This is a genomic window from Noviherbaspirillum autotrophicum (assembly GCF_000818395.1).
Lineage (GTDB): Bacteria > Pseudomonadota > Gammaproteobacteria > Burkholderiales > Burkholderiaceae_D > Noviherbaspirillum > Noviherbaspirillum autotrophicum.
On sequence record NZ_JWJG01000028.1, the window covers coordinates 4,669,719 to 4,694,343 of the forward strand.

The 24,625-nt window shown below is 57.5% G+C and carries 26 protein-coding genes and 1 pseudogene; 18 read left to right on the forward strand and 9 right to left on the reverse strand.

Annotated features, from left to right (window positions below; all coding sequences use genetic code 11):
• The first annotated feature begins 65 nt into the window (after nt 1–65).
• Nucleotides 66–656, forward strand: coding sequence for a phospholipase D family nuclease (locus TSA66_RS22965; protein ID WP_040041688.1), 591 nt, complete (start codon nt 66–68; stop codon nt 654–656).
• A 41-nt stretch (nt 657–697) separates the two neighbouring features.
• Here TSA66_RS22965 and TSA66_RS22970 read toward each other — a convergent pair whose 3' ends face one another.
• The 3 genes from TSA66_RS22970 to TSA66_RS22980 form a co-directional block, all read right to left on the reverse strand.
• Complete coding sequence (locus TSA66_RS22970) at nt 698–1,822, reverse strand: DUF3883 domain-containing protein (RefSeq protein WP_040041689.1); 1,125 nt, start codon at nt 1,820–1,822, stop codon at nt 698–700.
• 187 nt (nt 1,823–2,009) lie between these two features.
• A complete protein-coding gene (locus TSA66_RS22975) occupies nt 2,010–3,053 on the reverse strand; it encodes an HNH endonuclease (protein WP_052452538.1) in 1,044 nt (347 codons plus the stop codon).
• A complete protein-coding gene (locus TSA66_RS22980) occupies nt 3,050–3,430 on the reverse strand; it encodes an HIT family protein (protein ID WP_040041690.1) in 381 nt (126 codons plus the stop codon). Before TSA66_RS22980 ends, TSA66_RS22975 begins: the two co-directional genes overlap by 4 nt.
• A 167-nt stretch (nt 3,431–3,597) precedes the next feature.
• On the opposite strand from TSA66_RS22980, the gene TSA66_RS26440 reads away from it, so the two are divergent.
• A complete protein-coding gene (locus tag TSA66_RS26440) occupies nt 3,598–3,843 on the forward strand; it encodes a hypothetical protein (protein WP_084200063.1) in 246 nt (81 codons plus the stop codon).
• A 593-nt stretch (nt 3,844–4,436) separates the two neighbouring features.
• Here TSA66_RS26440 and TSA66_RS26600 read toward each other — a convergent pair.
• Genes TSA66_RS26600 through TSA66_RS22990 form a run of 3 tightly spaced genes read right to left on the reverse strand, consistent with a single transcriptional unit; the run spans nt 4,437 to nt 5,832 of the window.
• A complete protein-coding gene (locus TSA66_RS26600; RefSeq protein WP_094299022.1) occupies nt 4,437–4,760 on the reverse strand; it encodes a hypothetical protein in 324 nt (107 codons plus the stop codon).
• A 5-nt stretch (nt 4,761–4,765) separates the two neighbouring features.
• Nucleotides 4,766–5,314, reverse strand: a complete 549-nt coding sequence (locus tag TSA66_RS22985; protein ID WP_232429522.1) for an RNA 2'-phosphotransferase — start codon at nt 5,312–5,314, stop codon at nt 4,766–4,768.
• Between the two features lie 17 nt (nt 5,315–5,331).
• Nucleotides 5,332–5,832 (reverse strand): HAD domain-containing protein, encoded by a 501-nt coding sequence (locus TSA66_RS22990; RefSeq protein WP_040041692.1) that lies wholly within the window; start codon nt 5,830–5,832, stop codon nt 5,332–5,334.
• Between the two features lie 638 nt (nt 5,833–6,470).
• Here TSA66_RS22990 and TSA66_RS26445 point away from each other — a divergent pair.
• Entirely contained in the window at nt 6,471–6,770 is a 300-nt protein-coding gene (locus TSA66_RS26445; RefSeq protein WP_084199835.1) for a helix-turn-helix domain-containing protein, read from the forward strand.
• A 369-nt stretch (nt 6,771–7,139) separates the two neighbouring features.
• On the opposite strand, the gene TSA66_RS23005 is transcribed toward TSA66_RS26445, so the two are convergent.
• The gene (locus TSA66_RS23005; protein WP_040042906.1) at nt 7,140–7,376 is read right to left on the reverse strand and encodes a hypothetical protein; all 237 of its coding nucleotides are present in this window, start codon (nt 7,374–7,376) and stop codon (nt 7,140–7,142) included.
• Nucleotides 7,377–7,584: 208 nt separating this feature from the next.
• Between TSA66_RS23005 and TSA66_RS23010 the strand changes: the two are divergent.
• Nucleotides 7,585–8,202 (forward strand): annotated as a pseudogene (locus TSA66_RS23010) (ATP-binding protein); the annotation flags it as partial.
• A 9-nt stretch (nt 8,203–8,211) separates the two neighbouring features.
• Here the strand turns inward: TSA66_RS23010 and TSA66_RS23015 are convergent.
• Nucleotides 8,212–9,669, reverse strand: coding sequence for an aminotransferase-like domain-containing protein (locus TSA66_RS23015; RefSeq protein WP_040041695.1), 1,458 nt, complete (start codon nt 9,667–9,669; stop codon nt 8,212–8,214).
• Nucleotides 9,670–9,847: 178 nt separating this feature from the next.
• Between TSA66_RS23015 and TSA66_RS23020 the strand changes: the two genes are divergently transcribed.
• From TSA66_RS23020 to TSA66_RS23080, 14 genes are all read left to right on the forward strand, one after another.
• The gene (locus TSA66_RS23020; RefSeq protein WP_157691759.1) at nt 9,848–10,201 is read left to right on the forward strand and encodes a hypothetical protein; all 354 of its coding nucleotides are present in this window, start codon (nt 9,848–9,850) and stop codon (nt 10,199–10,201) included.
• Between the two features lie 78 nt (nt 10,202–10,279).
• Nucleotides 10,280–11,122: an AraC family transcriptional regulator gene (locus tag TSA66_RS23025; RefSeq protein ID WP_040041697.1), complete on the forward strand. Its 843-nt coding sequence runs from the start codon at nt 10,280–10,282 to the stop codon at nt 11,120–11,122.
• Between the two features lie 48 nt (nt 11,123–11,170).
• Nucleotides 11,171–12,139, forward strand: coding sequence for a DMT family transporter (locus tag TSA66_RS23030; RefSeq protein ID WP_040041698.1), 969 nt, complete (start codon nt 11,171–11,173; stop codon nt 12,137–12,139).
• An 86-nt stretch (nt 12,140–12,225) separates the two neighbouring features.
• Nucleotides 12,226–12,705, forward strand: coding sequence for a hypothetical protein (locus TSA66_RS23035; protein ID WP_040041699.1), 480 nt, complete (start codon nt 12,226–12,228; stop codon nt 12,703–12,705).
• A gap of 145 nt (nt 12,706–12,850) precedes the next feature.
• On the forward strand, nt 12,851–13,195 hold the full coding sequence (locus TSA66_RS23040; protein WP_040041700.1) for a DUF1840 domain-containing protein: 345 nt from the start codon (nt 12,851–12,853) through the stop codon (nt 13,193–13,195).
• Between the two features lie 318 nt (nt 13,196–13,513).
• On the forward strand, nt 13,514–14,830 hold the full coding sequence (rsmB, locus tag TSA66_RS23045) for a 16S rRNA (cytosine(967)-C(5))-methyltransferase RsmB (RefSeq protein WP_040041701.1): 1,317 nt from the start codon (nt 13,514–13,516) through the stop codon (nt 14,828–14,830).
• 243 nt (nt 14,831–15,073) lie between these two features.
• Nucleotides 15,074–15,616, forward strand: coding sequence for a DUF4390 domain-containing protein (locus TSA66_RS23050; protein WP_040041702.1), 543 nt, complete (start codon nt 15,074–15,076; stop codon nt 15,614–15,616).
• Entirely contained in the window at nt 15,616–17,934 is a 2,319-nt protein-coding gene (locus TSA66_RS23055) for a sensor histidine kinase (RefSeq protein ID WP_040041703.1), read from the forward strand. Before TSA66_RS23050 ends, TSA66_RS23055 begins: the two co-directional genes overlap by 1 nt.
• Before the next feature lie 124 nt (nt 17,935–18,058).
• The gene (locus TSA66_RS23060; RefSeq protein WP_040041704.1) at nt 18,059–18,781 is read left to right on the forward strand and encodes a response regulator; all 723 of its coding nucleotides are present in this window, start codon (nt 18,059–18,061) and stop codon (nt 18,779–18,781) included.
• Nucleotides 18,778–19,128 carry a GTPase gene (locus tag TSA66_RS26450; RefSeq protein ID WP_084199841.1) on the forward strand — a complete coding sequence of 117 codons (351 nt, stop codon included), beginning with the start codon at nt 18,778–18,780 and terminating at the stop codon, nt 19,126–19,128. Before TSA66_RS23060 ends, TSA66_RS26450 begins: the two co-directional genes overlap by 4 nt.
• Nucleotides 19,129–19,269: 141 nt before the next feature.
• Nucleotides 19,270–19,527: a BTH_I0359 family protein gene (locus TSA66_RS23065; protein WP_040041705.1), complete on the forward strand. Its 258-nt coding sequence runs from the start codon at nt 19,270–19,272 to the stop codon at nt 19,525–19,527.
• A 365-nt stretch (nt 19,528–19,892) separates the two neighbouring features.
• Nucleotides 19,893–20,561 carry a tRNA (guanine(46)-N(7))-methyltransferase TrmB gene (gene trmB / locus TSA66_RS23070; RefSeq protein WP_040041706.1) on the forward strand — a complete coding sequence of 223 codons (669 nt, stop codon included), beginning with the start codon at nt 19,893–19,895 and terminating at the stop codon, nt 20,559–20,561.
• A 406-nt stretch (nt 20,562–20,967) separates the two neighbouring features.
• Nucleotides 20,968–22,368: a sigma-54 interaction domain-containing protein gene (locus tag TSA66_RS23075; protein WP_232429523.1), complete on the forward strand. Its 1,401-nt coding sequence runs from the start codon at nt 20,968–20,970 to the stop codon at nt 22,366–22,368.
• A gap of 619 nt (nt 22,369–22,987) precedes the next feature.
• Entirely contained in the window at nt 22,988–24,184 is a 1,197-nt protein-coding gene (locus TSA66_RS23080) for a hypothetical protein (protein ID WP_052452541.1), read from the forward strand.
• Between the two features lie 77 nt (nt 24,185–24,261).
• On the opposite strand, the gene TSA66_RS23085 is transcribed toward TSA66_RS23080, so the two are convergent.
• On the reverse strand, nt 24,262–24,525 hold the full coding sequence (locus tag TSA66_RS23085; protein ID WP_040041707.1) for a hypothetical protein: 264 nt from the start codon (nt 24,523–24,525) through the stop codon (nt 24,262–24,264).
• Between the last annotated feature and the right edge of the window lie 100 nt (nt 24,526–24,625).

The window sequence follows — 24,625 nt, forward strand, 5'->3', positions numbered from 1 at the left end:
AATTTAATACCTAATTTTTGCGCGTGATAGCTCGGCATATCCCGGCCTGCCGATAAAATTTCAACATGAAAAAAACACTTCTCGCTCTGTCGCTTCTTGCGTCAATGGTGGCTTACGCAAAGCAACCAAAGCCGACGCTCATAGACGAACTGTCCCAAGCGTTCCAAGCACATACTGCTAAAGCTCCTTCAACCGGCCTCATCGAAACTGCCTTCTCTCCCGATGCAGGGAGTGAAGAGCTTGTTCTGAAGGTCATCAATGCCTCTGAACACAGCATCAGGCTGGCTGCCTATTCGTTCACTTCTCCCTCGGTCGTCAAAGCTCTACTGGCGGCAAAGAAGCGCGGCGTTGATGTGCGCGTTGTCGTCGATGAGAAGGGAAACAAATCGAAATCGAGCACCGCTGCGCTCAACTTGCTCGTGAATGCCGGCATTCCAACGCGGACGATTGCAACATACGCGATTCATCACGACAAATACATCGTGTCTGACGAGAAACACGTCCAGAACGGGAGCTTCAACTACAGCCAGGCTGCAGTGAAATCGAACAGCGAGAATGTGGTGGTGATGTGGAACAACCCAGATGTGGCGGCCGCGTTTCTGAAGCATTGGCAGAGCCGATGGGACCAAGGCGAAGATTTCAGGTCAACATACTGAGGGAATTTTAAACTCACCAAATCAAATGAGTTTTGAGCGATTCAGAGAGCGACCGATTTCAGCCTCGCACGATAGTCCATCGCGTCGAGCGTTAAGCTCGCCGAGAGTGAGCCACGCAAAATAAATAACTTTGGAGCGTTGCTAAAGTCAAAGAGGCGATACAAACAAAAACGTTCGCCGATTTCCTCCGAAAATTCCAGCTCATTTCGGCTAACGACGAAGGGCGTAAGAGAACCTCCGTTCGTTGTTTTTACTTCGATATAGCGTTCGGTATCGTTGGATTCAAACGAGAGAATGTCGTAGCCCGCGCCATCCCCAAGACGTTTCGAAACCCAATCAATTTTTGAGACCAAATCCGGGCGCATTTCCTGTATTACGCGACATTCTTCGTATCCCACTACCCAGGACTCTCCACTATTTCCGAGCATGCGGTTACTTTCATCACGCGCAGCGAAATCAAATTTCCTCGGAAGTCGGAGTGTTTTTCGTGCAGCAGCCAATCTTTCGACTTGTGGCACATCAACTAGAGCACCGAGATATTGTTTATTGCCGGCATCCGTTTGCTCTTCGAAACCATCTACAACCTTAATAAGGGAATCGCTGCGTTTGCCTATATATTCGAGGACGGTATTGCGTAGTAATTCCTGCAAGTTCGTGCGAGGTTTGTACCCTTGGATATACGGGAGACCAAGTTGGTCGAGAACAGCAGAAATGTTTTGGTGCTTCAGCTCGATGGATGCTTTGCTGCGTGTTTTTAACCGGCGTCGCAGATGCTCGTTATGCTCACTCTTGCTATAGCCGAGCCCTTTTGATTCCTTCTGCAGCATCTCAAAATAATCAGCCACTGCAAGTGCCACTTCATCAGGAGACCAGTCTTGTCCGACCCGAACGACCTCGAATCCCAGTTCTGTAAGTTTGCGTTCGACCGTGGCTTCGCCACCAGAGAAATCTTCTGCCCTCAACGGCCCGCTTTCTGGGAACGCATATCCGTAGGCAGCACCTACAATCGCCTTTGAGTCGTAAAGATTCCCTGTGGCCGGGTCACGTAGCATGTACTCCCGTGACTTGCCGAAGCCGTATTTAGTAAGGAATGCTGTGCGTCCGAGGTTGTCGAATTCGCGAAGTGCGGCAACGACATGTTGAGAATTAATGTCGCCAAATGACATATCGATTTGGAAAGGTTATTTTTTGCCAGGTTAAGCGATTTGGCGAAAAAAGTCTTCCAATCGAAGAAATCCGAACATCGGGCGCCAAACGACCGGCAAACCAAAGTATTTATTAAGGATTCGGTTCACTGATTCCTCCGTCGCACCCCAAAAGAACTGTGAACGAGGAATAGAAATCTTTCGCTGATTACGAAAGAATGTCTCGGAATTCAGGTGTCAGCGGGATGACCTGCTTCGGTGCAAACCACGATTGAGCACCTGTAGCATACGCCTGGCTATACGACCATTGTGCGACACGAAGCATCGTTGTTTCATCACACACGAAATGGTCGCCAAGCTCATTCTTTAGTACCGCCGAGTTTTTGACGTTCCGGTCACGCCAGTTCGCTAGATGGGGAACAGCTGCCAGCAAATCCCGTTTGTCGCCATTACATGACTTATGCGCGAGCACGAAATTCTGTCCCAAGTCACGAGGGTACCGGGCCCAAGGAATGAAATGGTCAACCTCACCGGTATTTCTCAGCGCTCCTTGGCAGTAGAAACAGGTGTCGGACTGAATCTCGCGCAGCACAGGACGTGCCGCTAAAAGGCTTGAACGGTCGGAGCCAAACAGTACCTGCTCCAGGTCTGACGCCTCGCCGATAATTGGCGTGTTTTTTGGATTTTCTCGGATATGTCCCGCCCAAGCCGCTCGGACCAATTGCTGCAATAACCCGCTGAAGCGACGCAAGTTGTACATCACTCCAGGTAAGAGCCGAATACTGGCGTTTGGGCCGGCCTCATAAAGAAACTCTACCTTCTGGCGGCGTAGGATTTGCAGACGCCATAGCGGCATTACCTGTAATAACGAGACTGTTCTTCCAACGGCCGAGCGCCAGTCTTTCGATGCGCGTGCCTTTGGAAGCGTGCCGAATTTATTGCGAATACCCTGTAGTAAGGTGACTACGGCCGCTTGCTTCCCCGTCGACTGCACTAATATGCCTGATTCCACTCCTCCCTTGTATGGCATCACTTGAGGCCAGTAGAGCTCAAGGAATTTGTCCGCAATGGCGTCGAGCGGGAGTTCGAGCGCGTCAGAGGAATCTGTGCCGCGTTCAACAGCGAGCTCGGTAATTGCTAACAGCAGGGCGAACTTGTAGGTTGCGACGAACTCACCTTCCTCGAAAAGCCGCTGAACGTGGTCAAGAAAGGACAGTTGCTCTTCTGCGGATGGAAGGGAGATGGCCGTCACCGCTTGCTCCAGTAATCCGCCTTATCTGGGATAACCCAACGAACGCCCCCGCGTGGGTCGGACAAATCTCCTTCATACCGCGGGATGAGATGCATATGAAGGTGCATTACGGTTTGCCCCGCCGCCAGGCCATCGTTTATTCCGATGTTGTACCCGTGTGGGTGAAGTTCCTTGCCCAATTCCGCTTTCGAACTTTCGAGGAGGGCGAGCATAGCTGACCGTTCATCATCCGTCGTTTCGAAGAATGACGCGACGTGGCGACGCGGAATAATCAGTGTATGCCCCGGGCTTACAGGAAACCCATCTCGGATAACAATTGCGAGGTCATTTTGGGCAATGACGCGTTCTGGTGGTAACGAGCAAAAGACGCAAGACATATGAGTTGTTTTGGAAGCCCCATCGAGCAATGGTTTAAGGGATTTTATCCGGCATGTGTATAGTTGCAACAATTTGTAAGTGTGTCATCGCCGAGCATGATGGTCTCGTTACTGGAAGCAACAAGGGAAATTTCTCCCTTGCGCTGACAAAGAAAGAGAGACTTTCCATGAAAAAAATCGCCCTTATCGCTGCTCTGTTTGCTTTTGCTGGTGTAGCCAGCGCTCAAAACGCTGCTCCGGCTTCCGCGGCTGCTTCCGCTCCGGCTGCGTCGACTCAAGCATCTGCGCCGGCCACTGCTCCAGCCAAGAAAGTCCACGCAAAGAAAGTCAAGGCTAAGAAGCATGCTGCTAAGAAGGTCGCAGCTGCTGACGCTCCCGCAGCTTCGAACGCCGCATCGACCCCAGCAAAATAACGCGCCCGCATGATTGAGGTAAAGGCCCGCTTCGTGTGGGCCTTTAACTTTTTACCGGGTGTTATTCCGCCGATGGCTAAAAACCATAAAAGTCAGCAGATTAAGCCACATTTTCTGCAACGCAGCGCAAGAATTAGCAGTCGCGTAAGCTGATGTCGCCCCACCAGCTTGTACAGAAATCCCATCGACTATCGTCTAAGTAGTCGGTATTAAATGGTATTAACTGATTTAGTAAGTGCTGAAATTTATAGCAGAATACCTGGTAGAACCTGCAGGAAATGCATGAGTGCGCCCCCCGTTCAGAATCTATTCTTCAAGCGTTTTCGGTAAATATGTGTGAAAGCTCAATTTATACCGAAATCACTTATGAATTAAGGACTTAGATTCTAGCGTTTGGCCCGCCAATACTGTTAAGCCACCTCTTGGCAGCAATGAATTGCCGTAGCAATTGGTACTACGTTTTACCAATTAATTTAGTAAAGAGGGAGAGGCTCAGTTTGAGTCCGGAGCGTACCTTCAAGGTAAGGACAGGTGATTCCAAGTCCCTCTACGGAGCAATTTGGGTAACTCAGGTATGAAGCATAAAGCCGTGGTCATTTGACGAGATATTTCCGAGCTTCACGGACAATCCATTTCCACTCTATTTCAGAAACATCTCCATGCATCGCATTTTGCTCCTGCGTGTCGGTCCCTGGTTCTTCACTTGTTAAGTGATACCTGCCGGCCAATTCGAGTGCCAAGCCATCACAAAAATCTATGCGGTCATCATTCGGCGATGGATACAGAAAATCATTAATCATGTAGTCAAGTGCTAACGTATCCCAAGCACATCCTTGCGCTTCGCAACTTGCAATGTATTCACGAATTTCGGCGTCTTGTTCCGGCGTGATTGGTAGATTGCGGAAGGTTCTCGTCATGGTCGCTACACGTCCGGAAACCGCAGGTACTTCACTGGTACCTTCGAGATAAGCCAAACTCCATTGTCGGCGCATCTGAACTGAAAACCGTCTCGTAGCAGCGAGTAAGTCTCGACACTGATTACCACCGGTGAGCCGCGGCGAGCGCCGACAGCCAAAGCCGTTTCCATATTCGCGGAAAGGTGTACATCATGCCGAGAGCCAGGGAACAGGCCTTGCTTTCGAATCGAGGGCAAAAACTTCACAACTGTCCCGTGATAAAGCACAGGGGGTGGGGTGCAAACAGGCAGCTGTAGGTCGACTTTGACTGAATGACCCTGTGCCGCGCGGATTTGACTCCGGTCTGCATTGAACGTAAAGCGTCGCTTGTCGTTTTCAACAACGATACGGTCCAGCTCTTCGCGCGAGACTTGCATCCCATGAGAGGCGGCTTTTTCCAAGAGCTCGCTCACCTCAGTCCAGCCTTGCTTATCAAGCGTAATGCCAATGCTGTCGGGCCGATGTCGTAGGACTCGACTCAGGAACCGACTCTTCTTTACCAGTTGTTCGTTCACCTGTTCTCGTTGGAGCATCACATTTGTTCCAGCATCACTTTGATGGCTTGCTGCACTGCCGGGTCGCTGATTCCCGAGCTACTATCTGTACTTATCAGCTTGTCCCGACACCAGTCCGGCCAGCCGGCGTATTCGTCATCGAGTGCAAACCACTTTCCCGGGTTGCGCCGACGGACATCCGCTGCAATTTGCACGCCTCGGGGGAGGGCAGCAAAGTCAGCCTCTCGCATCCAACGGCGGTGATAGGTTGCACCAATCACTCTTTCCTGCAGCGCTGGGCATAGGTGCCTTTTCGCCTTTTGGAAAGACATCACACGGACCCAGGAAGTCGCAAGGACGATGCCTACATCTGGGTGCGGTGCTAACAAGTCCTCGAGGATTGGTGCCCACTCGAACAAAGTTCTGCCGGGAGTCTTAATATAAATGCCCCGGCGAGGATGAAAATAGACTTCGTCGTCGTGTAAGACGCCGTCGAAGTCGAGATACAGGACCTTCGTCGCTTTGTGAAGTTGGTTCATCGTGTTGCTCTCCCAAATACGACTAGCCGCATTCAGTCGCAGCGATATATTTCTCGAACTTTCTCGAATCTCTGTTTAGCTTCTTTATCTTCACAGTTGTCTTGCAAACTCAACCCAGACCGCAGGCAAACCATTCGTTCACCGTCTGGCAGAGCGAAGATTTTCTGAACGGGCTCTAGAACAAATCCGTTAAATGCATGTAAAGGCAGTCGTGAATACATGCGTAGTTCCGTTTGGACGTAACGCTTCATGTTGTTCGCCAGAGCTATAGCCCGGTCCAAGTCAGTTGTAATGTAAGTCGTGCGGGCGTGTGGCTCGCCGCCCTCGTTATATGTCTCGATTTGATACCACGTGTCGCCTTGCACCTCGAGCACGGACCACTGACGAACTCCGCGCTCGGGGCTTTCGAGTTCATCACGCACACGGGTAATAGCGGCAGCGGGAGGTTTGGGCATTGTGAGACCTAAAAAGCGGGTGTTTCGGCGTAAGTGGTTCAGGCAACCCGTACTGGAGTCACTGGCAGAAAACTCAGCATTAATACGTAACGCAAACAGTGTAATACTAAACAGTGTAATCGTAAACAATGTCTTTTATGGCAGTGTAGACATAAATCATGTAGTGTCTGATGCTACGCTGCTATGACAGAATCTAAAGAGAAACAGAAACCATCTGTTTTGCGCGCACGCTTTGCTCACAACGTGAGAATTCTTCGGGTGAGAAAAGGAATATCTCAGGAAAACCTGGCCGATATTTGTGGACTCCACCGCACTTTTGTAAGCGATGTTGAACGAGAAGTGCGGAACGTATCCCTTGACAACGCCCAGCGCATAGCAGACGCGCTGGGTATTGACCCAGTAGAACTGTTTAGGCCAATCGATGAGGCTGATGCGGGCCTGCCAAAGTCCCTGCCTAAAGGGCCAAGGGGTAGCGGGCGGTAGGCCTTTTCTTCCTCGTAGTTCTTGCCTTTAAATTTCTAAAATCCGTCTGAAATATCGCTGATTGCTATACCGTGGTGCGGCAACAGCAACTCATGTGATATCAGCCGCGCGGGAGCGGATGATGACGGAATATTTTGACATTTGGGAATTGGGCGAAAGACTCGATAAGAACCCTAGTGCAATAAAAAAGCTGCTAAGGAACCGTCCATGGGAACTACCCCCTCGGTTATACATCCCGGGGAGCAGCCTCCTTCGCTGGCGGCGAAAGGACGTCGAGGTTTGGATTCAGGAGCAGGAAGCGTTATATGGCGATTCCACCTATCAACAACGAGGAAAAGACCTGTTCAATACTGAACACACACTTTAGACCTATTTTTCCTTGAGCATTTGTTTAATCACTGCAATCCGCTGTTTCGCCGTATCGCGGGGCGTCTGCATCATTTCATCCGGCGGAGTTAAGCCAAGGATTTTTGCAATATTGGAAACATAAGGCTTTCTCGCTCCAGCGAGCTTTGTGCAGGCGCCTTCGACCACAGACTCCCCAACTTGGGCAACCAGCCAATCGAGTGTTCGCTGGTCACGGTCTGACTTCACAATCACATCCATAAGCCTCTCCATTTTCCGAAGACTGACCTTCGGCTGCTGCCTCCGGTCAGCGTTATCCAATCGTGCTCGATTGGATAACAATGCCGGCTCGCCTGCTGGCTCGCCTCTTGTGAAGAAAGGTATCCGCAAAAATCCACTTGGGCAAACAGAGAATTGGGGAGGTCATGCAAAAAGTGACATAACCCATACTCGGATGAACAACTTTTTCAAGATTTTTGTGGCTCATCGCGAAATGCCGGAATTCGACCGGCGTGTGCTGGAGGTGCTGCGCGAGCCGCTCGAGTCGGGCCAGATCACGATTTCGCGCGCCGCCCACCAGTCCGACTTCCCGGCACGCTTCCAGCTGGTGGCGGCAATGAATCCCTGCCCTTGCGGCTATCTCGGCCACAGCTCGGGCAAGTGCCGCTGTACGCCGGACGCGGTCGCGCGCTATCAGGGGAAAATTTCGGGTCCCTTGCTCGACCGGATCGACCTGCAGATCCAGGTCGGCGCCTTGCCGCACGAGGAACTGCTCAGACAGGCCGACGGCGAACGGTCAGCCGCGATTGCCGCGCGCGTGGAACTGGCATTCGACCGCCAGCTGCGGCGCCAAGGCAAGAGCAACCAAGGCCTGAGCACCGCCGAAATCGATGCGTACTGCAGGCCAGACGCCTCCGGCGAACAATTGCTGCGTACGGCGATGACGCGGCTGAACTGGTCGGCGCGCGCCTATCACCGGGTCTTGAAGGTGGCGCGCACGATTGCGGACCTGGCAGGAGCGCGTGGCGTGGAGCCCCCCCACGTGGCAGAGGCGATTCAATACCGGCGAGCGCTGCGGGAGCAATGACGCCGGCGCTTAGGCTGCCTTTGCCGCCTGCGTCGCCAGATCGGCCACGATGCGTCCCAGGCAGCGCAGTGCACGGTCGATATCGTCGCAATACGGCAGGCCACAGTTGATCCGCAGAAAATGGTCAAAGCGATTCGAGTTTGAAAACATCGCGCCGGGCGCCACCAGGATGCCTTGCGCGAGCGCCGCATCAAATACCTGCGCCGCCGGCAGCCTGTGCGGCAGTTCCAGCCACAAGGTCATGCCGCCAGCAGGCATCGTCAGCCGTGTGCCGAGCGGGAAGTAGGCGGCGATAGCCTGCGCCATGGCGATGCGCTGTCGCCGCAACGCCACGCGCAGACGTCGCAGATGACGGTCGTAGGCGCTCGATGCCATGAATTCGGCGGCCGCGATCTGCGACCACTCTTCATTGTCGCGTGTCTGCGCATACTTGAGCATCGCCACCCTGGCTTGCCAGCGCCCCGCGGTCATCCAGCCCAGCCGCATGCCGGGCGCGAGCGTCTTGTGCAGCGACGCGCAATGAATCACATTGCCAGTGCGGTCCCACGCCTTCAGAGCCGTAAGCGGTGCATCGCATTCGGCCAGTTCACTGTAGGTGTCGTCCTCGATCAGCGCTATCGCATGCCGCTCGCATAGCTGCACCAGCCGCTGCTTGTGCGCATCCGGCATGATGCACGCCAGGGGATTCTGGAAATGCGGCACGACCACTGCCGCCTTGATATTACCGTACGTTTGGATCGCCAATTCCAGCGCCTCGATCGAGATGCCGGTGCTGGCGCTGGTCGGGATCTCGAGCGCGCGCAGCCCCAGGCTTTCCAGGATTTGCAACAGGCCGTAGAACGTCGGCGATTCGACCGCGACCGTGTCACCGGGCTGGGCGACGGCGCGCAGCGCAAGGTTGAGCGCCTCGATGCAGCCGTGCGTGACAATCACCTCGTCCGGCGACAACACCATGCCGGCGGCGACCGCGCGCTTGGCCAGCACGCTGCGGAAATGCGCATTGCCGCCGGCCGGGGTGGCGCGCACCAGCATGTCGGGGTAACGGCGCAGCGCGCGGGCGGCGGCAACCCTGAGCTGTTCTGCCGGATACCATTGCGGCGCGGCACGCGCGCCCGACAGATTGATCTTGATGGGATGCCTGCGCCCTTGCGCGATGAATTCGGACACGCGCGCATGCACCCCGACATACTGCGCCGGATCGGGCGGGCGCAGCAGGTTCGGCTCATCCAGCGGCAGCAGTGCGGCATGCCGGGGCTGGCGCACGAAATAGCCGGAACGCGGACGCGCCTCGATCCAGCCCTCGCGCTCGAGATGCCGGCAAGCCTGCAACGCCGTCGACAGGCTCACGCCGTGCGTGCGCATCATCGAGCGCACCGAGGGCATGCGCTCGCCCTGCCCCAGCGATCCCGCCTTGATCGCGCCGAGATAGTGGTCCGCCAGTTTTCTATACAGAGGTTGCGAGTCCATATCGCATGATCGCCGATTCGCCATATCCAGAACAGATATAGATTCCTGAAAAATGCACGATAACAGATGCCAACCGGGCTTTCTGTTGCGCTGCAGTTTGCGGCTTCCTGTGCCTGTTTCATTTCATCCCGCGTCTCTAGCATGACGTCATGTCCACCGCTACGCAGGGAAGGAAAGCATGATGGCACAGCAATGCACGACAACGACCAGACTTGCCCAAGGACAGTGCCTGCGCCGGCACGCATGTCGCGGCACGATTGTGGTGGCGGCACGCGGCAGGCTTCACATTGCCGACGCGCCCGCCTGGATGGGAGAGCACGGGTTGCCGGAAACGGCCGGCCTGCACGAAGGGGAAGCCTATATGGTCGCACAGGCCGGCTGGATTGCCATCCATGCCTTGAGCGACGCCGAAATCGTGTGCGTGACGCACGAGGCAGGATTGTGGCCGATGCTGTCGCGCTGGTGCCGTGCGACGGCTGACGGTCTGCGCCGCGGCTGGCGGATCGTTGCCCGGCGTGCCTGGAGTAGCTAGCCGGCACTGCGCAGGCGGAGCGAGAAAGAATTATCATGGACCGTTTCGACGTCCCGTCTGCATTTTTCGGCGCAGTCCATGTTCCAGCATCCATCCGAATTCGTCACGTTCAAGGCCAGCGCGCATTTGCCGGGCGTGGAGCTGTACTCGGCGAGACTGGTCGAGCATGCCTTCGCACCGCATGTGCACGACGGGTATTCGATCGGCGCGATCGAAGCGGGCGCGGAGCGCTTCCGCTACCAGGGACAGGAGCATGTCGCGCCCGCCGGCACGCTGGTCCTGCTCAATCCGGACGAACTGCATACCGGCGAGGCCGAAGTCGAGGCCGGCTGGACGTATCAGATGCTGTACATCGAGCCGCACACCTTGCGCGAAATGACTGGCAGCGAAGCATTCTTTCCGCAAGCGCTGGCCCATGACCGCATGTTCGCCGCAGCATACCGGCACACGTTTCACCGCATGTGGGAAGCGCCCGACGACATCGCCTTCCTGTCCGATTTCACCCGCCTGATCGACGCCATCGTCGCGCGCTACGGCAAGAACGCGAAGGTGCAGTCTGCGCCGCGCCATCCGCGCCGCATGGCCTCGATGCGGCGCGTGCTCGACTGCATCGAAGCGCACCTCGACGAACCGCTGGGCATCGACACCCTGGCGGCACAAGCCGGGCTGTCCGTATTTCACTTCGTGCGCACCTTTTCCGCGATGTTCCATGCAACGCCGCACCAGTACCTGCAGGCGCGCCGCGCCGCGCGCGCCAAGTCGCTGCTGGCGCAGCGCGCAACGCCGGCGCAGGCAGCTGCCGCGGCGGGCCTGACCGACCAGAGCCACCTGAACCGCTGGTTCAAGCGTGCCTACGGCGTCACGCCAGCGCAATACCAACAGCAAATCGGTACAAGACCGCAGCCGGCCAAGCGCGCATAATCCGTCCGCATCGATCGCGCGTCAGCGTCGCCAACTTCCGCATACCAAATGCTTACCGGATTTCTCTGCGCCCTGGGCGCCGGCCTCATGTGGGGCATCGTCTTCGTCACGCCACTCATCCTCGGCGACTATCCCGGCGTGGTGCTGTCGTTCGGCCGTTATGTCGGATTCGGCCTGATCGCGTTGGTGCCGGCCTGGTTCGATCGACGCCAGATCGCTGCATTGTCGAAAGCGGACTGGCGCGCCGCCCTCAAGCTTTCACTGGTCGGCAATATCCTGTACTACGCGGCGCTGGCCAGCGCGATCCAGTTGGCCGACGCGCCACTGCCGGCCATGCTGATCGGTACGCTTCCGGTCATTATCTCGATCTGCTCGAACTGGGCGCCCGGTCATTCCTCGGAATCCATCGCCTGGCGCAGGCTGGCGCCGTCGCTCGTCATCATCCTGGCCGGCCTGATGCTGGTCAATGCCAGCGAGCTGGGCCGGCTCGACGGCCGGCGCTCGCTGGCCGACTATGCGCTCGGTTGCCTGGCAGCGCTCGCCGCGCTGGCGGCATGGACGTGGTATCCGATCATGAATGCGCGGCACATGAAACGGCATCCGCATATCCGCTCCTCGACCTGGTCCACCGCGCAGGGGCTGGCCACCCTGCCGCTAGCGCTGCTCGGCTTTATCGGATTCGGCGCCTATACGGCTGCAGGACAGGGCAACTATGCGTTTCCGCTCGGCCCGCGCCCGGCACTGTTCGTCGCCATGATGCTGCTGCTGGGGCTATGCGCCTCGTGGCTGGGCACGATGTTGTGGAACAAGGCCAGCCAGCGGCTGCCGACCTCGCTGGCCGGACAGCTGATCGTGTTCGAAACGCTGTCGGCGCTGCTATATGCCTTCATCTGGCGCGGCGTCGTGCCATCGGCATCGGTCATGGCAGGCGTCGTATTGCTGTGCGCCGGCGTGGCCATGGGCGTGGGCGCATTTCATCGCGCGCAGCGCAAGGAAGCGCTCGCTGGCGGCACGTGAAGCGGGCAATCGCTGTTACCATGCGACCCATGACGAGATTTTTCCACAGACTTCCATTCTTTTTGGCATCTATTTCCTGCGCGTTGATGCTGAACGCCTGCAGCCCCAAGTTTGACTGGCGCGAAGCGCACGGCACTGGCATTCCATTCAGCATTTTATTGCCAGCCAAGCCGACATCGTCCACGCGTCAGCTCAACCTCGACGGCCTGCCGGTCACCATGACGATGACCGCCGCCGATGTCGGTGACGTGCTGTTTGCGGTCGGCGCGGCCGAAACGCCTGATCCGGCCGCCGCCGTGCGTGCGCTGGCCGCGATGAAGACGGCGCTGGTACGCAACATCGGCGGCAGTATTCGCCGCGAAACGGCCTCTGCCCCAGCCGCACTGCCCGCAACCATCGACGTCGAGGCACTCGGCGCACCGGCCGGCGGCGACCAGTCGCGCCTGTTGATCGCACGCTTTATCGCCGTGGACAAACGCGTGTATCAGCTTGTTGTCGTCGGCAAAGAAAAAACCGTGCCCCGCGAAGCGGTCGACACCTTCCTGACCTCCTTCAAGCCCGCGTAATACCCAGACGGCCAGCGCCGAGGAATTACGCCGTCGATTCACCGTCACATGGCACATCCAGCCATGACAATGTCCGTTGTGACTCATAGCAAATTCCTGAAGTCATGCTATGGTTTAATCATGAGCATAACCCTGTGGAGGCATCATGTTGGTTATATTCAAATCGAAAGCCGCCGCCGAAGTGATGATGTATGAGGATCACGCCAAGCGCATCCTTGATTTGCTGCACAAGGATGTCAAGCAGGGCATCATTACTGCCAGCGAGATGCCGCGTGCCGTCGCCACGCTGGAAGAGGAGATCGCCGAAAGCCGGCGCCATCCGGCCTCCGAAGAAGTGCAGCGCGACGTGCTCGCGCATCATGGCGACGAGGTGGAAGACAACGAGCATGAACCGGTCGAATTTGTCAGCTTTGCAACGCGCGCCTATCCTTTGCTGGAAATGCTGCGCGCGGCACGGCGCGAAAACAACGACGTCGTGTGGGGCGTCTGAAAGTAGCGATCCAGCGCGCTTCAGCTCGGCGCAGCAGGCCACGGCCAGCGAACGTGTCGCCGGCATGCTGGAAGCTGCGCGCTGAGGCAAAGGATGACGTACACAACATTGGTTTTATTCGACGAATTTCTCGCCCAAGACACTCGCGGCATTTAAGGGCGCCGGTCCGGTCCGCTACCGGCTAAAATGGCGGCTTCGCCCGAAACGGGTCACGGCCGGCGATTCGCGCTGTCGCTGGAATGAGCCGCCGGCACGACGCCCGGCGCTCGGCAACCGTTCACTTTTCCTGGAATTGCGCGCTCCGCCGCGCAGGTTGATGTGTCTAAACTTCATTTAAAACCCGATTCGCTCGCCTTCAGCCTGCTGGCCGCGGCGCGCGCCATTGCCCAAGTCAAGTCCGGGACGGCGTTGCCGCAGGCGCTAGGCGCCGTGCTAGCGCCTCTGAACGCGTCGCCCCAGATGCGCGGCGCGACACAGGACATTTCATACCGCACCCTGCGGCAGCTTGCCTGCGTTGAAGCGCTGGTCCGGCAGCTGACGAACAAGCCGCCTGCGCCGGCCGAGCTGCACGGCCTGTTGTGCTGTGCCCTGGCCCTGATCTGCGCTGGCATCGACGAACCCGGCGCAGCCCCGTACGAAGCCTTTACCATCGTCGATCAGGCGGTGACCGCAGCATCCGCATCCTCCACTCTCGCCCCGGCGAAAGGAATGGTCAATGCGGTACTGAGGCGCTTCCTGCGCGAACAAAATACGCTGCTGGGCCAAGTGCGCCAGGACGAGTCCGTGCGCTGCAACTATCCCGCTTGGTGGATTGCTGCCGTCAAATCGGCCTACCCGCGCGACTGGGAGGCAATTCTTCACTCAGGCAACAACGCACCTCCCTTGACCTTGCGCGTCAACCGGCGTCGCACCACCGTGGACGCGTATCTGCAAACCTTGAGCGACAGCGGCATGGCCGCCAGCCGCATCGGCAGCGATGCAGTGCGCCTACTGCGTCCGGTGCCGGTGGCGCAGATTCCGGGCTTTGCTTTAGGCATGGTGTCGGTACAAGATGCCGCAGCTCAACTTGCCGCGCCCTTGCTCGACTTGCAACCCGGCATGCGCGTACTCGACGCCTGCGCGGCACCGGGCGGCAAAACCGGCCACATCTTGGAATGCGCAGATGTCGACCTGCTCGCCCTCGACAGCGATGCGCAGCGGCTGGCGCGCATTGACGAAAACCTGCAGCGCCTGCAATTGCGCGCAACGCTGAAAACGGGCGACGCCAGCAGCGACCACTGGTGGGATAGCCAGCCCTTCGACCGCATCCTGGCCGATGTGCCATGCACGGCATCGGGCATCGTGCGGCGCCATCCCGATATTCGCTGGCTGCGCCGTAAGGACGATGCGGCTCAGCTTGCAACACTTTCGGCGCGAATTCTCGACAATCTGTGGCGGATGCTGCGCCCCGATGGTAAATTGCTATTCGTTACATGTTCCATCTGGCCGCGCGAGTCGGAAATGCAGGCCGCCGCTTTTGCCGTGCGAAACCATGCTGTCAGATTAGCCGCTCCGGGCCAGTTACTACCTACTGCGAATGCGGAACAGGATCACGACGGCTTGTTTTACGCGCTATTCCAAAAGACGGCGGTCTGATAGTATTTTTCAATTGTCTTCATCTGGAAGAGCGCATGAAACTTATTTACCGCTGTTTATGCTTCCATCGCATGGCCAACGAAATGCTGCCTTCTATGCCGGGGAAAAACACGACCGTCGCCCGGCCTTCCGCCGCCCTTCCAACCCAGCTGTAGACGATTATACGGATGCCGTGAAGCAAACTGTCACGACGCCGTTTCAACCCGAGTGACGCGCCGATTCCTACATTTACTGGCAAATTGTTTGCTAGCAACAATGTTGCTGGCATTGGCATTTGGCGCTCCGGCTGCCAAAGCGGAAGGCGTGGACATCACGCGCGCCAGCCTGGAGAGCTCGGACGAAGGCTACCGGCTGGCGATTGCCTTTTCCTTTGACCTTAACCGCAGTCTGGAAGATGCGATCCAGCGCGGAATTCCGTTGTACTTCACCACCGAGATCGAACTGTCGCGCCCGCGCTGGTACTGGTTCAACGAAAAAACCCTGTCGGCTTCGCAAACCGTCCGCATTTCCTACAATGCGTTGACGCGCCAATATCAGGCGGCCATCGGCGGCCAGCTGCAAGCCAGTTTCAGCACCCTGGACGAGGCATTGTCTCTGGTGCGGCGCCCCGGCCGCTGGGTGGTGGCCGACAAGGGCACGCTTAAGCCCGGCGAAGTCTATAACGTCGAAGTCCGCATGTTCCTTGACGTGGCCCGCCTGCCCAAGCCGTTCCAGGTCAACGCGCTCAACAACAGCGACTGGCGCTTCTCGTCCGACTGGAAGCAGTTCACCTTCAGGGCGGAATAGTGCCAAGACTGCTGCGTTACTTGCTGGTGATCGGCGGCGGGGTAGTCAGCATCCTGCTGTTCTTGCTCGCATCCGCCTCGGAAAATTCCGTCTTTTTTGACCAGCACTATTCCTGGCTGCTGGGATTGAACGCGCTGATGACCGTCGCCCTGCTGGGGCTGGTGTCGCTCCTGCTGCGGCGCCTCTACAAGCGCTACAAGCGGCGCGAGTTCGGCTCCAAGCTGATGGCGCGGCTGGTGCTGCTGTTTGCGCTGATCGGCATCTTGCCCGGCACCGTGATCTATATCGTCTCGGTGCAGTTCGTGTCGCGCTCGATCGAATCCTGGTTCGACGTGCGCGTCGAATCCGCACTGGAGTCCGGCCTGACGCTGGGCCGTACCGTACTCGATGCGTCGCTGGCCGATCTCACCGCCAAGGCGCGCAACGTCGCGCTGGAAATGTCGGAGTTGCCGGAATCGGCGCAAGTCACACAACTGTCCCGCCTGCGCGACCAGGAGCAGATGCAGGAAGCAACTATCGTCAATGCAAACGGTCAAATTATCGCTACCGTCGGCGGACGCCTCGGCGCTCTGGTACCGGACCTGCCGACCAATGCAATGCTGCGCCAGGCGCGCCTGACGCGCGGTTTCTCGGCCATCGAGGGGGGAGTCGAAGCGCACGATGAGCAGGCCACCGAGAGCACCGGAGCACCTTCCGCACCAGGATCGAATCTGCAGGAATCGCCCGGCGGTTTGCGCCTGCGCGTGGTGGTGGCGATACCGGCGGCGAGCAATGCAATGTCGCTGCAAAACGAAGCGCGCTTCCTGCAATTGCTGCAACCGGTGCCGCAGCATCTGGCTGCCGACGCGGAAGCATTGCGCGCGGCATACAGCGAATATCAGGAACGCTCGCTGGCCCGCTCGGGCTTGCGCAAGATTTATATCGTGACCTTGACCTTGACCTTGCTGCTGGCGATTTTCGGCGCGATCGCGGCGGCCTTCCTGATCGCCGGCGACTTGGCCAAGCCATTGCTGGTACTGGCCGAGGGCACCAAGGCCGTGGCTGAGGGCAATCTGTCGCCGCGGCCGATCGTCCCCACCAAGGACGAGCTGGGCACGCTCACGCAATCATTCAACACCATGACGCGCCAATTGTCGGAAGCGCGCGCCGCGGCCGAGCGCAACCGCTTCGAGCTGGAAAATGCGAAAGCCTATCTGGAGTCGGTCCTGGCCAACATGTCGGCCGGCGTGATGGTCCTCGATAGCCATTTCCGACTGGTGACTTGCAACGAATCGGTCGAGCGCATCCTGCAGCACAACTTCGATCAGCACATCGGTAAGCCGCTGGCCCGGATCGACGGCCTGCAGCCACTGTCCGATGCCGTAACCAAGGCGTTTTCCGAACAGAGCGCGCAATCGGCGGTCGATGAAAGCGGCGTGCCGGGCAGCGGCGAGCTGCACTGGCAAAAACAGATCGAGATCCCGCGCCTGCCGTTGGCCGGCGAAGCAGACGGCGAGCAAAGCGTTACGCTCCTGGCACGCGGTTCCCACCTGCCGGTGGCCGGCAGTACCGGCTACGTGGTGGTGTTCGACGATATTTCGGACGTGATCTCGGCGCAGCGCTCGATCGCCTGGGGCGAGGTCGCGCGCCGCCTGGCGCATGAAATCAAAAATCCGCTCACGCCCATCCAGCTGTCGGCCGAACGCCTACAGATGAAGTTGGAAGACAAGCTCGCGCCGCAAGACGCAACGATGCTTACCAAGAGCACCAGTACAATCGTCAACCAGGTCTCCGCCATGAAGCGCATGGTCGACGACTTCCGCGACTACGCAAAAACGCCGCCCGCCGTGCTGACCCCGCTCGACCTGAATGCGCTGGTCGAAGAAATCCTGCACCTGTACATCGGCGGCGACGAACTCCATATCATCCACCCGGTGCTGGCGCCGGCATTACCGCAAGTGATGGGCGATGCGACACAGTTGCGGCAAGTCATTCACAACCTGCTGCAAAACGCGCAAGATGCGGTAGAAGAGCGGCCCGATCCGGCACATCCGCCGCGCATCGACGTGGTAACGGAAGCCATCCATTATCAAGATTCGGATGGCAGCAAGCGCACCGCAGTACGGCTCACCATTACCGATAACGGACCGGGGTTTTCTTCAAAGATACTTTCGCGTGCATTCGAGCCCTATGTCACCTCCAAGCAGCGCGGCACGGGGCTGGGCCTGGCGATGGTGAAGAAAATTATCGACGAACATGGCGGTCGAATCGATATCAAGAACCGATCCAGTACGAGCGGTGCAAAAGTCGCGATTTTGCTGTTAAAGTTAGCGCAGTAGCAGGAGTTGCCCCTGACACTCTGGGGCAAGCTTACAGATTGAAACAATCTTCATCCCTTATCTTGGCTTCGCGCTGCATCAAACAATAGAAATCAGGCGACAATGGAGGCACATAGGTACACGTATGGCAAATATCCTCGTAGTCGATGACGAAATGGGCATCCGGGAATTACTCTCGGAAATTCTGGGCGATGAAGGTCACGTCGTGACCGCTGCCGAGAATGCGCAGCAGGCGCGCGAGTTCCGCGCGCAAAGCACTCCCGACCTGGTCCTGCTCGATATCTGGATGCCGGATACCGACGGCGTTACGCTGCTCAAGGAATGGCAGCGTGACGGCTTGCTCAACATGCCCGTGATCATGATGTCCGGCCACGCAACCATCGATACCGCCGTCGAAGCAACGCGTATCGGCGCCCTCAATTTCCTGGAAAAGCCGATCGCATTGCAAAAACTGCTGAAAGCCGTGCAGCAAGGCTTGTCGCGCACACAAGAGCCACCCCGTCCCACCGCCCCGCTCTATCATGCGCGCCCGGCGGCAAGTCCGAGCACCAGCGATCAAGCGGCGGTGGCAGCGACCACCGCGTATGCACCAGGCTTGCAAACCGGAATCGCCCCGCCGGCTCCGATAGCGCCAGCATCCGATTCGCATCTGTTCGGCCTGTCATTCGACCTGCCGCTGCGCGAGGCGCGCGACGCATTCGAGCGCGCCTATTTCGAGCATCATCTGGTGCGCGAAGGAGGCAGCATGACGCGCGTTGCCGAGAAGACTGGTCTTGAACGCACTCACCTCTACCGCAAGCTTAAGCAACTGGGTGTCGAACCCAGCAAGCTATCGAAAAAAGGGTGACGCTCACCACATTAGTCCTTGGCGCCACAGCGCTGCAGCGCGAGGCCGCCATCGCGAGTGCATTTGATCCAACGCTAACGACGGCGCTGATCCTTGAAGGCATCGCCAGCGACCATTCTCCGCTCGATACCATGAACGGGCCGCGCATTTCACGTATTGCACCGGGTTGCCTTTGCTGCTCCGGTAACATGACGATGCGAGTAACCTTGAACCGCATCCTGCGTCATCCTCCGCAGCGCCTTTATATCAGTCTTGCAAATTCCGCACACCTGGATGGCATTCGTCGCTTCCTTAGCGACACTCCTTATGATGAGTTGCTGCAACTCACTCAAGCTATCCACGCGTGAAGCCGTTGTTTCCTTTGAAAAGACGTTTTTTCATCTCGCGCCATCAGCTCCAACTTGAAACTGGTCGACTTGGCCCCATTTTTGCATTAACTGAAGGGATCAGGGCAAACCTGCAATCATTCGTAGCACAAGGAGCGCAACATGAACTTAATCTACAACAGCGATCAGTACAGCGTCGTGGAGTTTGGGGCAGACGACGGCCGCGAGGCCTTGCGCTTTGGCGGATACGAGATCATGGACAAATCCGGCAAGCGTGAAATCTTCATCGGCGGCGCGCTAGCCAAGTCCTTCCGCGAAGAAGTCGAGAACTTGATCGCCACTGAACCGAGCATCGAAGAAATCGATGACTTCCTCGGCAAATACGACGCCTTGATGCGTCAACCGGTCACCCTGCACTAGGCGTCATTTTTACAAAAACCGCCACAGGATACATGGACTGATCCTCCCTTTTCTGTGGCCTTTTCCACTGAGATACGAAGCAATACTACTGGCTGAAACTGGGCATTGTCGCGATGTGCTCTAAGTGTGGTCATATGGCATGATGTCGGGCACTTATTTTCAGCCCGTTCCCACAGCGCATGCAGCCGCCCGTTGCCTGCGCAGCGGGCTCTCGTCAAGATCAGCAAATGAACCATCTCAGCGCAGTCAATATATTCTGCCGCGTCGTGAAAACGCGCCGCCGTTCCACAGCGTCGGTTGCACCCAGGATTCACGTCTATATCGACTCCAATTCCGGCATCGACTGCCCTTGGAGCCGTGCATAAATGTACGCAAACTCACGCTTCATCAGCAGTGCCCAAGCCGGCATTCATGAACAGCTGTATGGATTGGTCGGAAAACACGCAACCACGGAATTCCGGAAACCCTTCATGCCGTACAACCGTACGGCATTTGATGCGAGCATCGCTGCCTGGCAGGCGCATGGCGCCAAGCCGCTGATCCTCGACGCCGGCTGCGGTGTCGGCCTATCGACGCTCAACCTCGCTGCACAATTCCCCGACCACTTCGTCATTGGTGTCGACCAGTCCGCCGACCGCTTGGCGCGCAATACCGTGTGGCGCGGCGAGATGCCGGCCAATTTCATCAAGGTGCGCGCCGACTTGGTGGATTACTGGCGCCTCATGCTGATAGCGGGTATACGGCCGTCGCGGCACTACCTGCTGTATCCCAATCCGTGGCCGAAAATTGGCCAACTGCAGCGGCGCTGGCAGGGCCATCCAGTGTTCCCAACGATTGTCGCCCTGGGCGGTGAATTCGAATGCCGCAGCAACTGGCGCGTGTATATTGATGAATGTGCCAGCGCGATCAGCCAGTTATGCAGCGTGCAGGTCCAGTGCGAAGCATTCGCGACGGACATGCCCATCACGCCGTTCGAGCAGAAATATTTGGATTCCGGCCATGCATTGTGGCGTTGCCGGGCTAGCCTTCGGTAGCCATTCGCAGCCATAGGCGGGAAAATTGCTGCACAGCACAACCGCTATCGTCGTCAAGGAAACATGCGGCTTTCCAAAGGAAATCATCCGCAATCCCGCATGGATACTAGGTTTCAAAGAAGAAATCACGGTTTGACCGAGCACAAACGCCACATTGATTGCTTCGGCATCCCCTATTTATGGCATTGTTCGGGTGAGTAAAAGACGGTAAGCTCGGCGCTTGAATTTGAACCGACCCAGTCGAGAATTCTGCGACAGTCAGTCGGTTGACGAGAACATGCAAACGTATCGGCCAGACGATGCGAACAATGCATTCCCCCATCCGGATTCTCGACGAGCATCTCCATAATAAGGGTATTGCGAAATGCTTTACGTCTCCAACTCAGCACCGTCGAATCAAACGGTCATGGTCCTGCGCCTGACCAGCCGCACCGGACAACCGTGCTCCTATACACAAACACTGAAGGAATACGGTCTCAATCTGATCGAGTGCTTTACACTGGAAGCCGCCCATAATGCCGTCAACGACGGTTGCCGCGTGGGGCTGCTGATTGTCACGCAGGAAGCCGAACTGGCACACCTCGACAAATGCGAGCCCTTCATCAGCAACAATAAAATTTCGTGGGTCGGATTGATCGCACAGGAATTGATCTCGACGCCCCGCATGCGCGAATTCATCGGGGAACATCTGTTTAATTTCATCACGCTGCCCGCCGATCTGGATCATATCGCCCTGACGCTGCGTCACGCCTGGGGCATGGCATTCATGCGCGATGTGCAGCACACCGCCTGTGCCGCCCCGCTCGCGGAAGATGAAGATTTCGTCATGGTGGGACAGACACCCGAAATGCAGCGCCTGTTCAGCCAGATCCAGAAAGTCGCGCGCACCGATGCAACAGTGCTGATCACAGGCCCTTCCGGCACCGGCAAGGAGGTTGCCGCGCTGTCGATTCACCGGCAATCGGCGCGTCGTAACGCGCCTTTCGTGGCAGTCAATTGCGGCGCTATTGCGCCGCAATTGTTTCAGTCGGAGCTGTTCGGCTACGAGAAAGGCGCATTCACGGGCGCCAACCAGCGCAAGATCGGCCGCATTGAAGCTGCACAAGGCGGAACCCTGTTTCTTGATGAAATCGGCGACATGCCGATCGATATGCAAGTAAACCTGCTGCGCTTCCTGCAAGAGAAGACCATCGAGCGTGTCGGCGGCAATGACTCGGTTGAAATCGATGTGCGCGTGATCGCGGCGACCCATGTCGACCTGGCTGAAGCAGTATTGCAGGGGCGCTTTCGCGAAGACCTGTATTACCGCATCAACGTGGTTTGCATGAGCATGCCGCCCTTGGCCGACCGTGGGCAGGATATCGAAGATATTGCGAAGTACTATTTCGCCAAGTTTGCCAGCGTACATAACCGCAGCCTGCGCGGCTTTTCCAAAGCCGCGATGAATGCGATGCTTAGTCACAGCTGGCCCGGCAACGTGCGTGAACTGGTCAACCGCGTGCAACGCGCAACGGTGATGGCGGAAGGACGCTTCATCCAACCCGAAGATCTCGGCTTCGAGCGCAACGATCCGCACAACCAGATGATGTCGCTAGAGGATGCACGCGCAGCCGCCGAAAGCATGATGATCCGGCGTGCATTGTCGCAGTCGCGCAATCAGATCTCACGCGCAGCATCCCTGCTAGGCGTGTCACGTGTGACCCTGTACCGCCTGATCGAAAAGTACAATATCCGGCCCGACATCGTGGCAAGCGCAAGGACACCGTTTCTTGGTAACGCCAAGCACGACTTGGGAGCACATAAATAACAGTCGCTGTCGGCATGAAACGCGTGAGTCATCCAACAGCATGCACGACCGATTCAGAACAACATACGCTTTATCGCGTGGTGGCAGAGCAGCAGTGCTGCCCACACGTGTTCCTAAAATAATGATCCATCCGGAGCCTCCGCTGGATGACGAGCTTGCATCGAAGCAGGGTTGCCGAGGCCGTAGCCACGCGGCCTAATGATGCAGCCTTGATGCAGGCAAGGGCGGGGATTGACCGATGGGCTGGGCAGGCATGACGGGGCTTTTCGTGGGTGAGGATAACGAACCCGCGGCAGTCGCAGACAGTAATGCGGTGGATTCAGGCAGTCTGACAATCGTTGCGGTTCCGCGCGGGACACCCTGCGGGCACACAGCGTATATCCGCACGCAGTCACCTAGCGCTTCAGGCGAAAACACCGCGCGGCCTTCCGGTTTCATGTCCGGAGCCGCCGCCTTCCCGGCCGGGTACTGTCTTGCCGACTTGACGTCAGTCCCGTGCAGGCGGACCAACACCGCCACGGGTAGCGTCCTGGCCGCGTGGCTCAGGTTGTCGCCGTTTCGATAGCCGCCATTCACCCACACCAATTTCGGATAGTCGACAACGAAAGGTGGTGTAAGGATGAAATCGAAAACCGTACGCGTAACGCAAATCGTACCGATCGCACTTGCCGGCATGCTGGCTACCGCCTATGCACAGGCGGCCGAAGCGCCAGTGCAGCCGCAGGAACAGGAGCTGCTTCAGCCGCACACCAAGAGTGGCTCCCACACAGGTGAGCTGCAGGAAAACCTGGTGCGAGCAGAGCAGCGCGGACCAACGACTGACCATGCATCGCTGCAACCCGAAGCAGCGCTCCCCCACCCCGGCATCCAACTTGCACAAGCAGCATCTGCTCCTGCCGCGCCGCGATCAACGGCAACCGAGAGCGCCCGATCCGGTTCGCGTACCGGGCCAGGAACCTTCGAAGTGGACGAAGAGGCGGCACAACGTGCGCTCGAGCGCACTCTGACCCAGAGCGGCGCACTGCTACTTCCGCAACGCACAGTCGAGGTCACACCAAGCTATACCTACCGGCGCAGCGAGCAAAGCGTGGCGGTGCTCGCCAACATCATTAATCCGGTGACCTCGGTATCGACGCAGGCGGTCATTAATCAAAGAAGCCGGCAGAACGAAAACACGTTGCGTGTCGATGTCAGAGCCGGCCTCCCCTACAGTAGCCAGCTGGAATTCAGTCTGCCTTACAGCATCATGCGCACGTCGCAAGTGACCGACTTCGGAACAGGCACGTCAGCCAACGGCAAGGGTATTGGCGATGTGGCGCTCGGCATTGCGAAAACGCTCACGCGCGAAAGCGGCGCACGGCCTGATCTGGTCGGGCGTTTCACCTATAACTTCGGAAATGGCAAGCGGCAAGATGATGGCGTTCCCCTCAACGGCGGCTATCGCCAGATGACGGCCGAACTGATCGCCCTCAAACGCCAGGACCCGCTGGCATTCGTTGCCAGCGCGTTCTATAGCAAGACTTTCGAAAAGGATGGAATCAGGCCGGGAGATACTGCCGGCATCTCCTTATCCGCAAACCTGGCTGCAAGTCCGGCCACATCGCTGCAGTTCGGCTTCTCGCAGGTCTACCGTAAGAAGCAGGAAAATAACGGCATTACCCTGGAAGGGACGGATCAGACTTATGGCATCGCGACCATTGGCGCTTCATCTGTACTGTCACGCGATCTGACGCTAGTGACGCAGCTCGGAATCGGCATGGGTAACGATGCGCCCAAATACAGCTTTACCATCTCTCTGCCGATTCTCTTTAGATAAGGTGCAACAAGAACAAGCTTCATGCCGGTTCTTGTTGTGGCCCGGCCCTTAACCAAGGGCCGGCACCGGCCAGCTATTTAATTGCGTTGAAGGATGCCGCCGACGTTGATAACGTGAGGAATGGCAATGGCATTGCCGAAGACCGACACTGCGATAGCGGGTGCTACGACAATCTGATTGAGGAATGCGAGATTAAAGTCCAGCAGGCCCGCGGTGACGCCGTCCATTTGCGCGGCGCTCAGCTGTACCGGTTCCGTAGCAGCCGGCTCCGCTGCCATAGCCATCGGTGACAGGGATAGCAGCGATGCGGAGACCAGGGAAGCGATCAGTGCTTTTTTCATTTTTCATTTCTCCTAAACCAAAAGTTGAAAAATAACGAAACGCCAACACGGTTTGTGCCGCGATTCCCTATCACTTTAGCCAGCGCCCTCCGAAAAATAA

Bases quoted from the DNA above. Each gene is read 5' to 3' on its own strand.
- TSA66_RS22965 (WP_040041688.1), top strand. From the start codon at position 66: ATGAAAAAAACACTTCTCGCTCTGTCGCTTCTTGCGTCAATGGTGGCT.
- TSA66_RS22970 (WP_040041689.1), bottom strand. From the start codon at position 1,822: ATGTCATTTGGCGACATTAATTCTCAACATGTCGTTGCCGCACTTCGC.
- TSA66_RS22980 (WP_040041690.1), bottom strand. From the start codon at position 3,430: ATGTCTTGCGTCTTTTGCTCGTTACCACCAGAACGCGTCATTGCCCAA.
- TSA66_RS26440 (WP_084200063.1), top strand. From the start codon at position 3,598: ATGAAAAAAATCGCCCTTATCGCTGCTCTGTTTGCTTTTGCTGGTGTA.
- TSA66_RS26600 (WP_094299022.1), bottom strand. From the start codon at position 4,760: ATGACGAGAACCTTCCGCAATCTACCAATCACGCCGGAACAAGACGCC.
- TSA66_RS22990 (WP_040041692.1), bottom strand. From the start codon at position 5,832: ATGAACCAACTTCACAAAGCGACGAAGGTCCTGTATCTCGACTTCGAC.
- TSA66_RS26445 (WP_084199835.1), top strand. From the start codon at position 6,471: ATGACAGAATCTAAAGAGAAACAGAAACCATCTGTTTTGCGCGCACGC.
- TSA66_RS23005 (WP_040042906.1), bottom strand. From the start codon at position 7,376: ATGGATGTGATTGTGAAGTCAGACCGTGACCAGCGAACACTCGATTGG.
- TSA66_RS23015 (WP_040041695.1), bottom strand. From the start codon at position 9,669: ATGGACTCGCAACCTCTGTATAGAAAACTGGCGGACCACTATCTCGGC.
- TSA66_RS23020 (WP_157691759.1), top strand. From the start codon at position 9,848: ATGATGGCACAGCAATGCACGACAACGACCAGACTTGCCCAAGGACAG.
- TSA66_RS23025 (WP_040041697.1), top strand. From the start codon at position 10,280: ATGTTCCAGCATCCATCCGAATTCGTCACGTTCAAGGCCAGCGCGCAT.
- TSA66_RS23030 (WP_040041698.1), top strand. From the start codon at position 11,171: ATGCTTACCGGATTTCTCTGCGCCCTGGGCGCCGGCCTCATGTGGGGC.
- TSA66_RS23035 (WP_040041699.1), top strand. From the start codon at position 12,226: ATGCTGAACGCCTGCAGCCCCAAGTTTGACTGGCGCGAAGCGCACGGC.
- TSA66_RS23040 (WP_040041700.1), top strand. From the start codon at position 12,851: ATGTTGGTTATATTCAAATCGAAAGCCGCCGCCGAAGTGATGATGTAT.
- TSA66_RS23060 (WP_040041704.1), top strand. From the start codon at position 18,059: ATGGCAAATATCCTCGTAGTCGATGACGAAATGGGCATCCGGGAATTA.
- TSA66_RS23065 (WP_040041705.1), top strand. From the start codon at position 19,270: ATGAACTTAATCTACAACAGCGATCAGTACAGCGTCGTGGAGTTTGGG.
- trmB (WP_040041706.1), top strand. From the start codon at position 19,893: ATGTACGCAAACTCACGCTTCATCAGCAGTGCCCAAGCCGGCATTCAT.
- TSA66_RS23075 (WP_232429523.1), top strand. From the start codon at position 20,968: ATGGTCCTGCGCCTGACCAGCCGCACCGGACAACCGTGCTCCTATACA.
- TSA66_RS23080 (WP_052452541.1), top strand. From the start codon at position 22,988: ATGAAATCGAAAACCGTACGCGTAACGCAAATCGTACCGATCGCACTT.
- TSA66_RS23085 (WP_040041707.1), bottom strand. From the start codon at position 24,525: ATGAAAAAAGCACTGATCGCTTCCCTGGTCTCCGCATCGCTGCTATCC.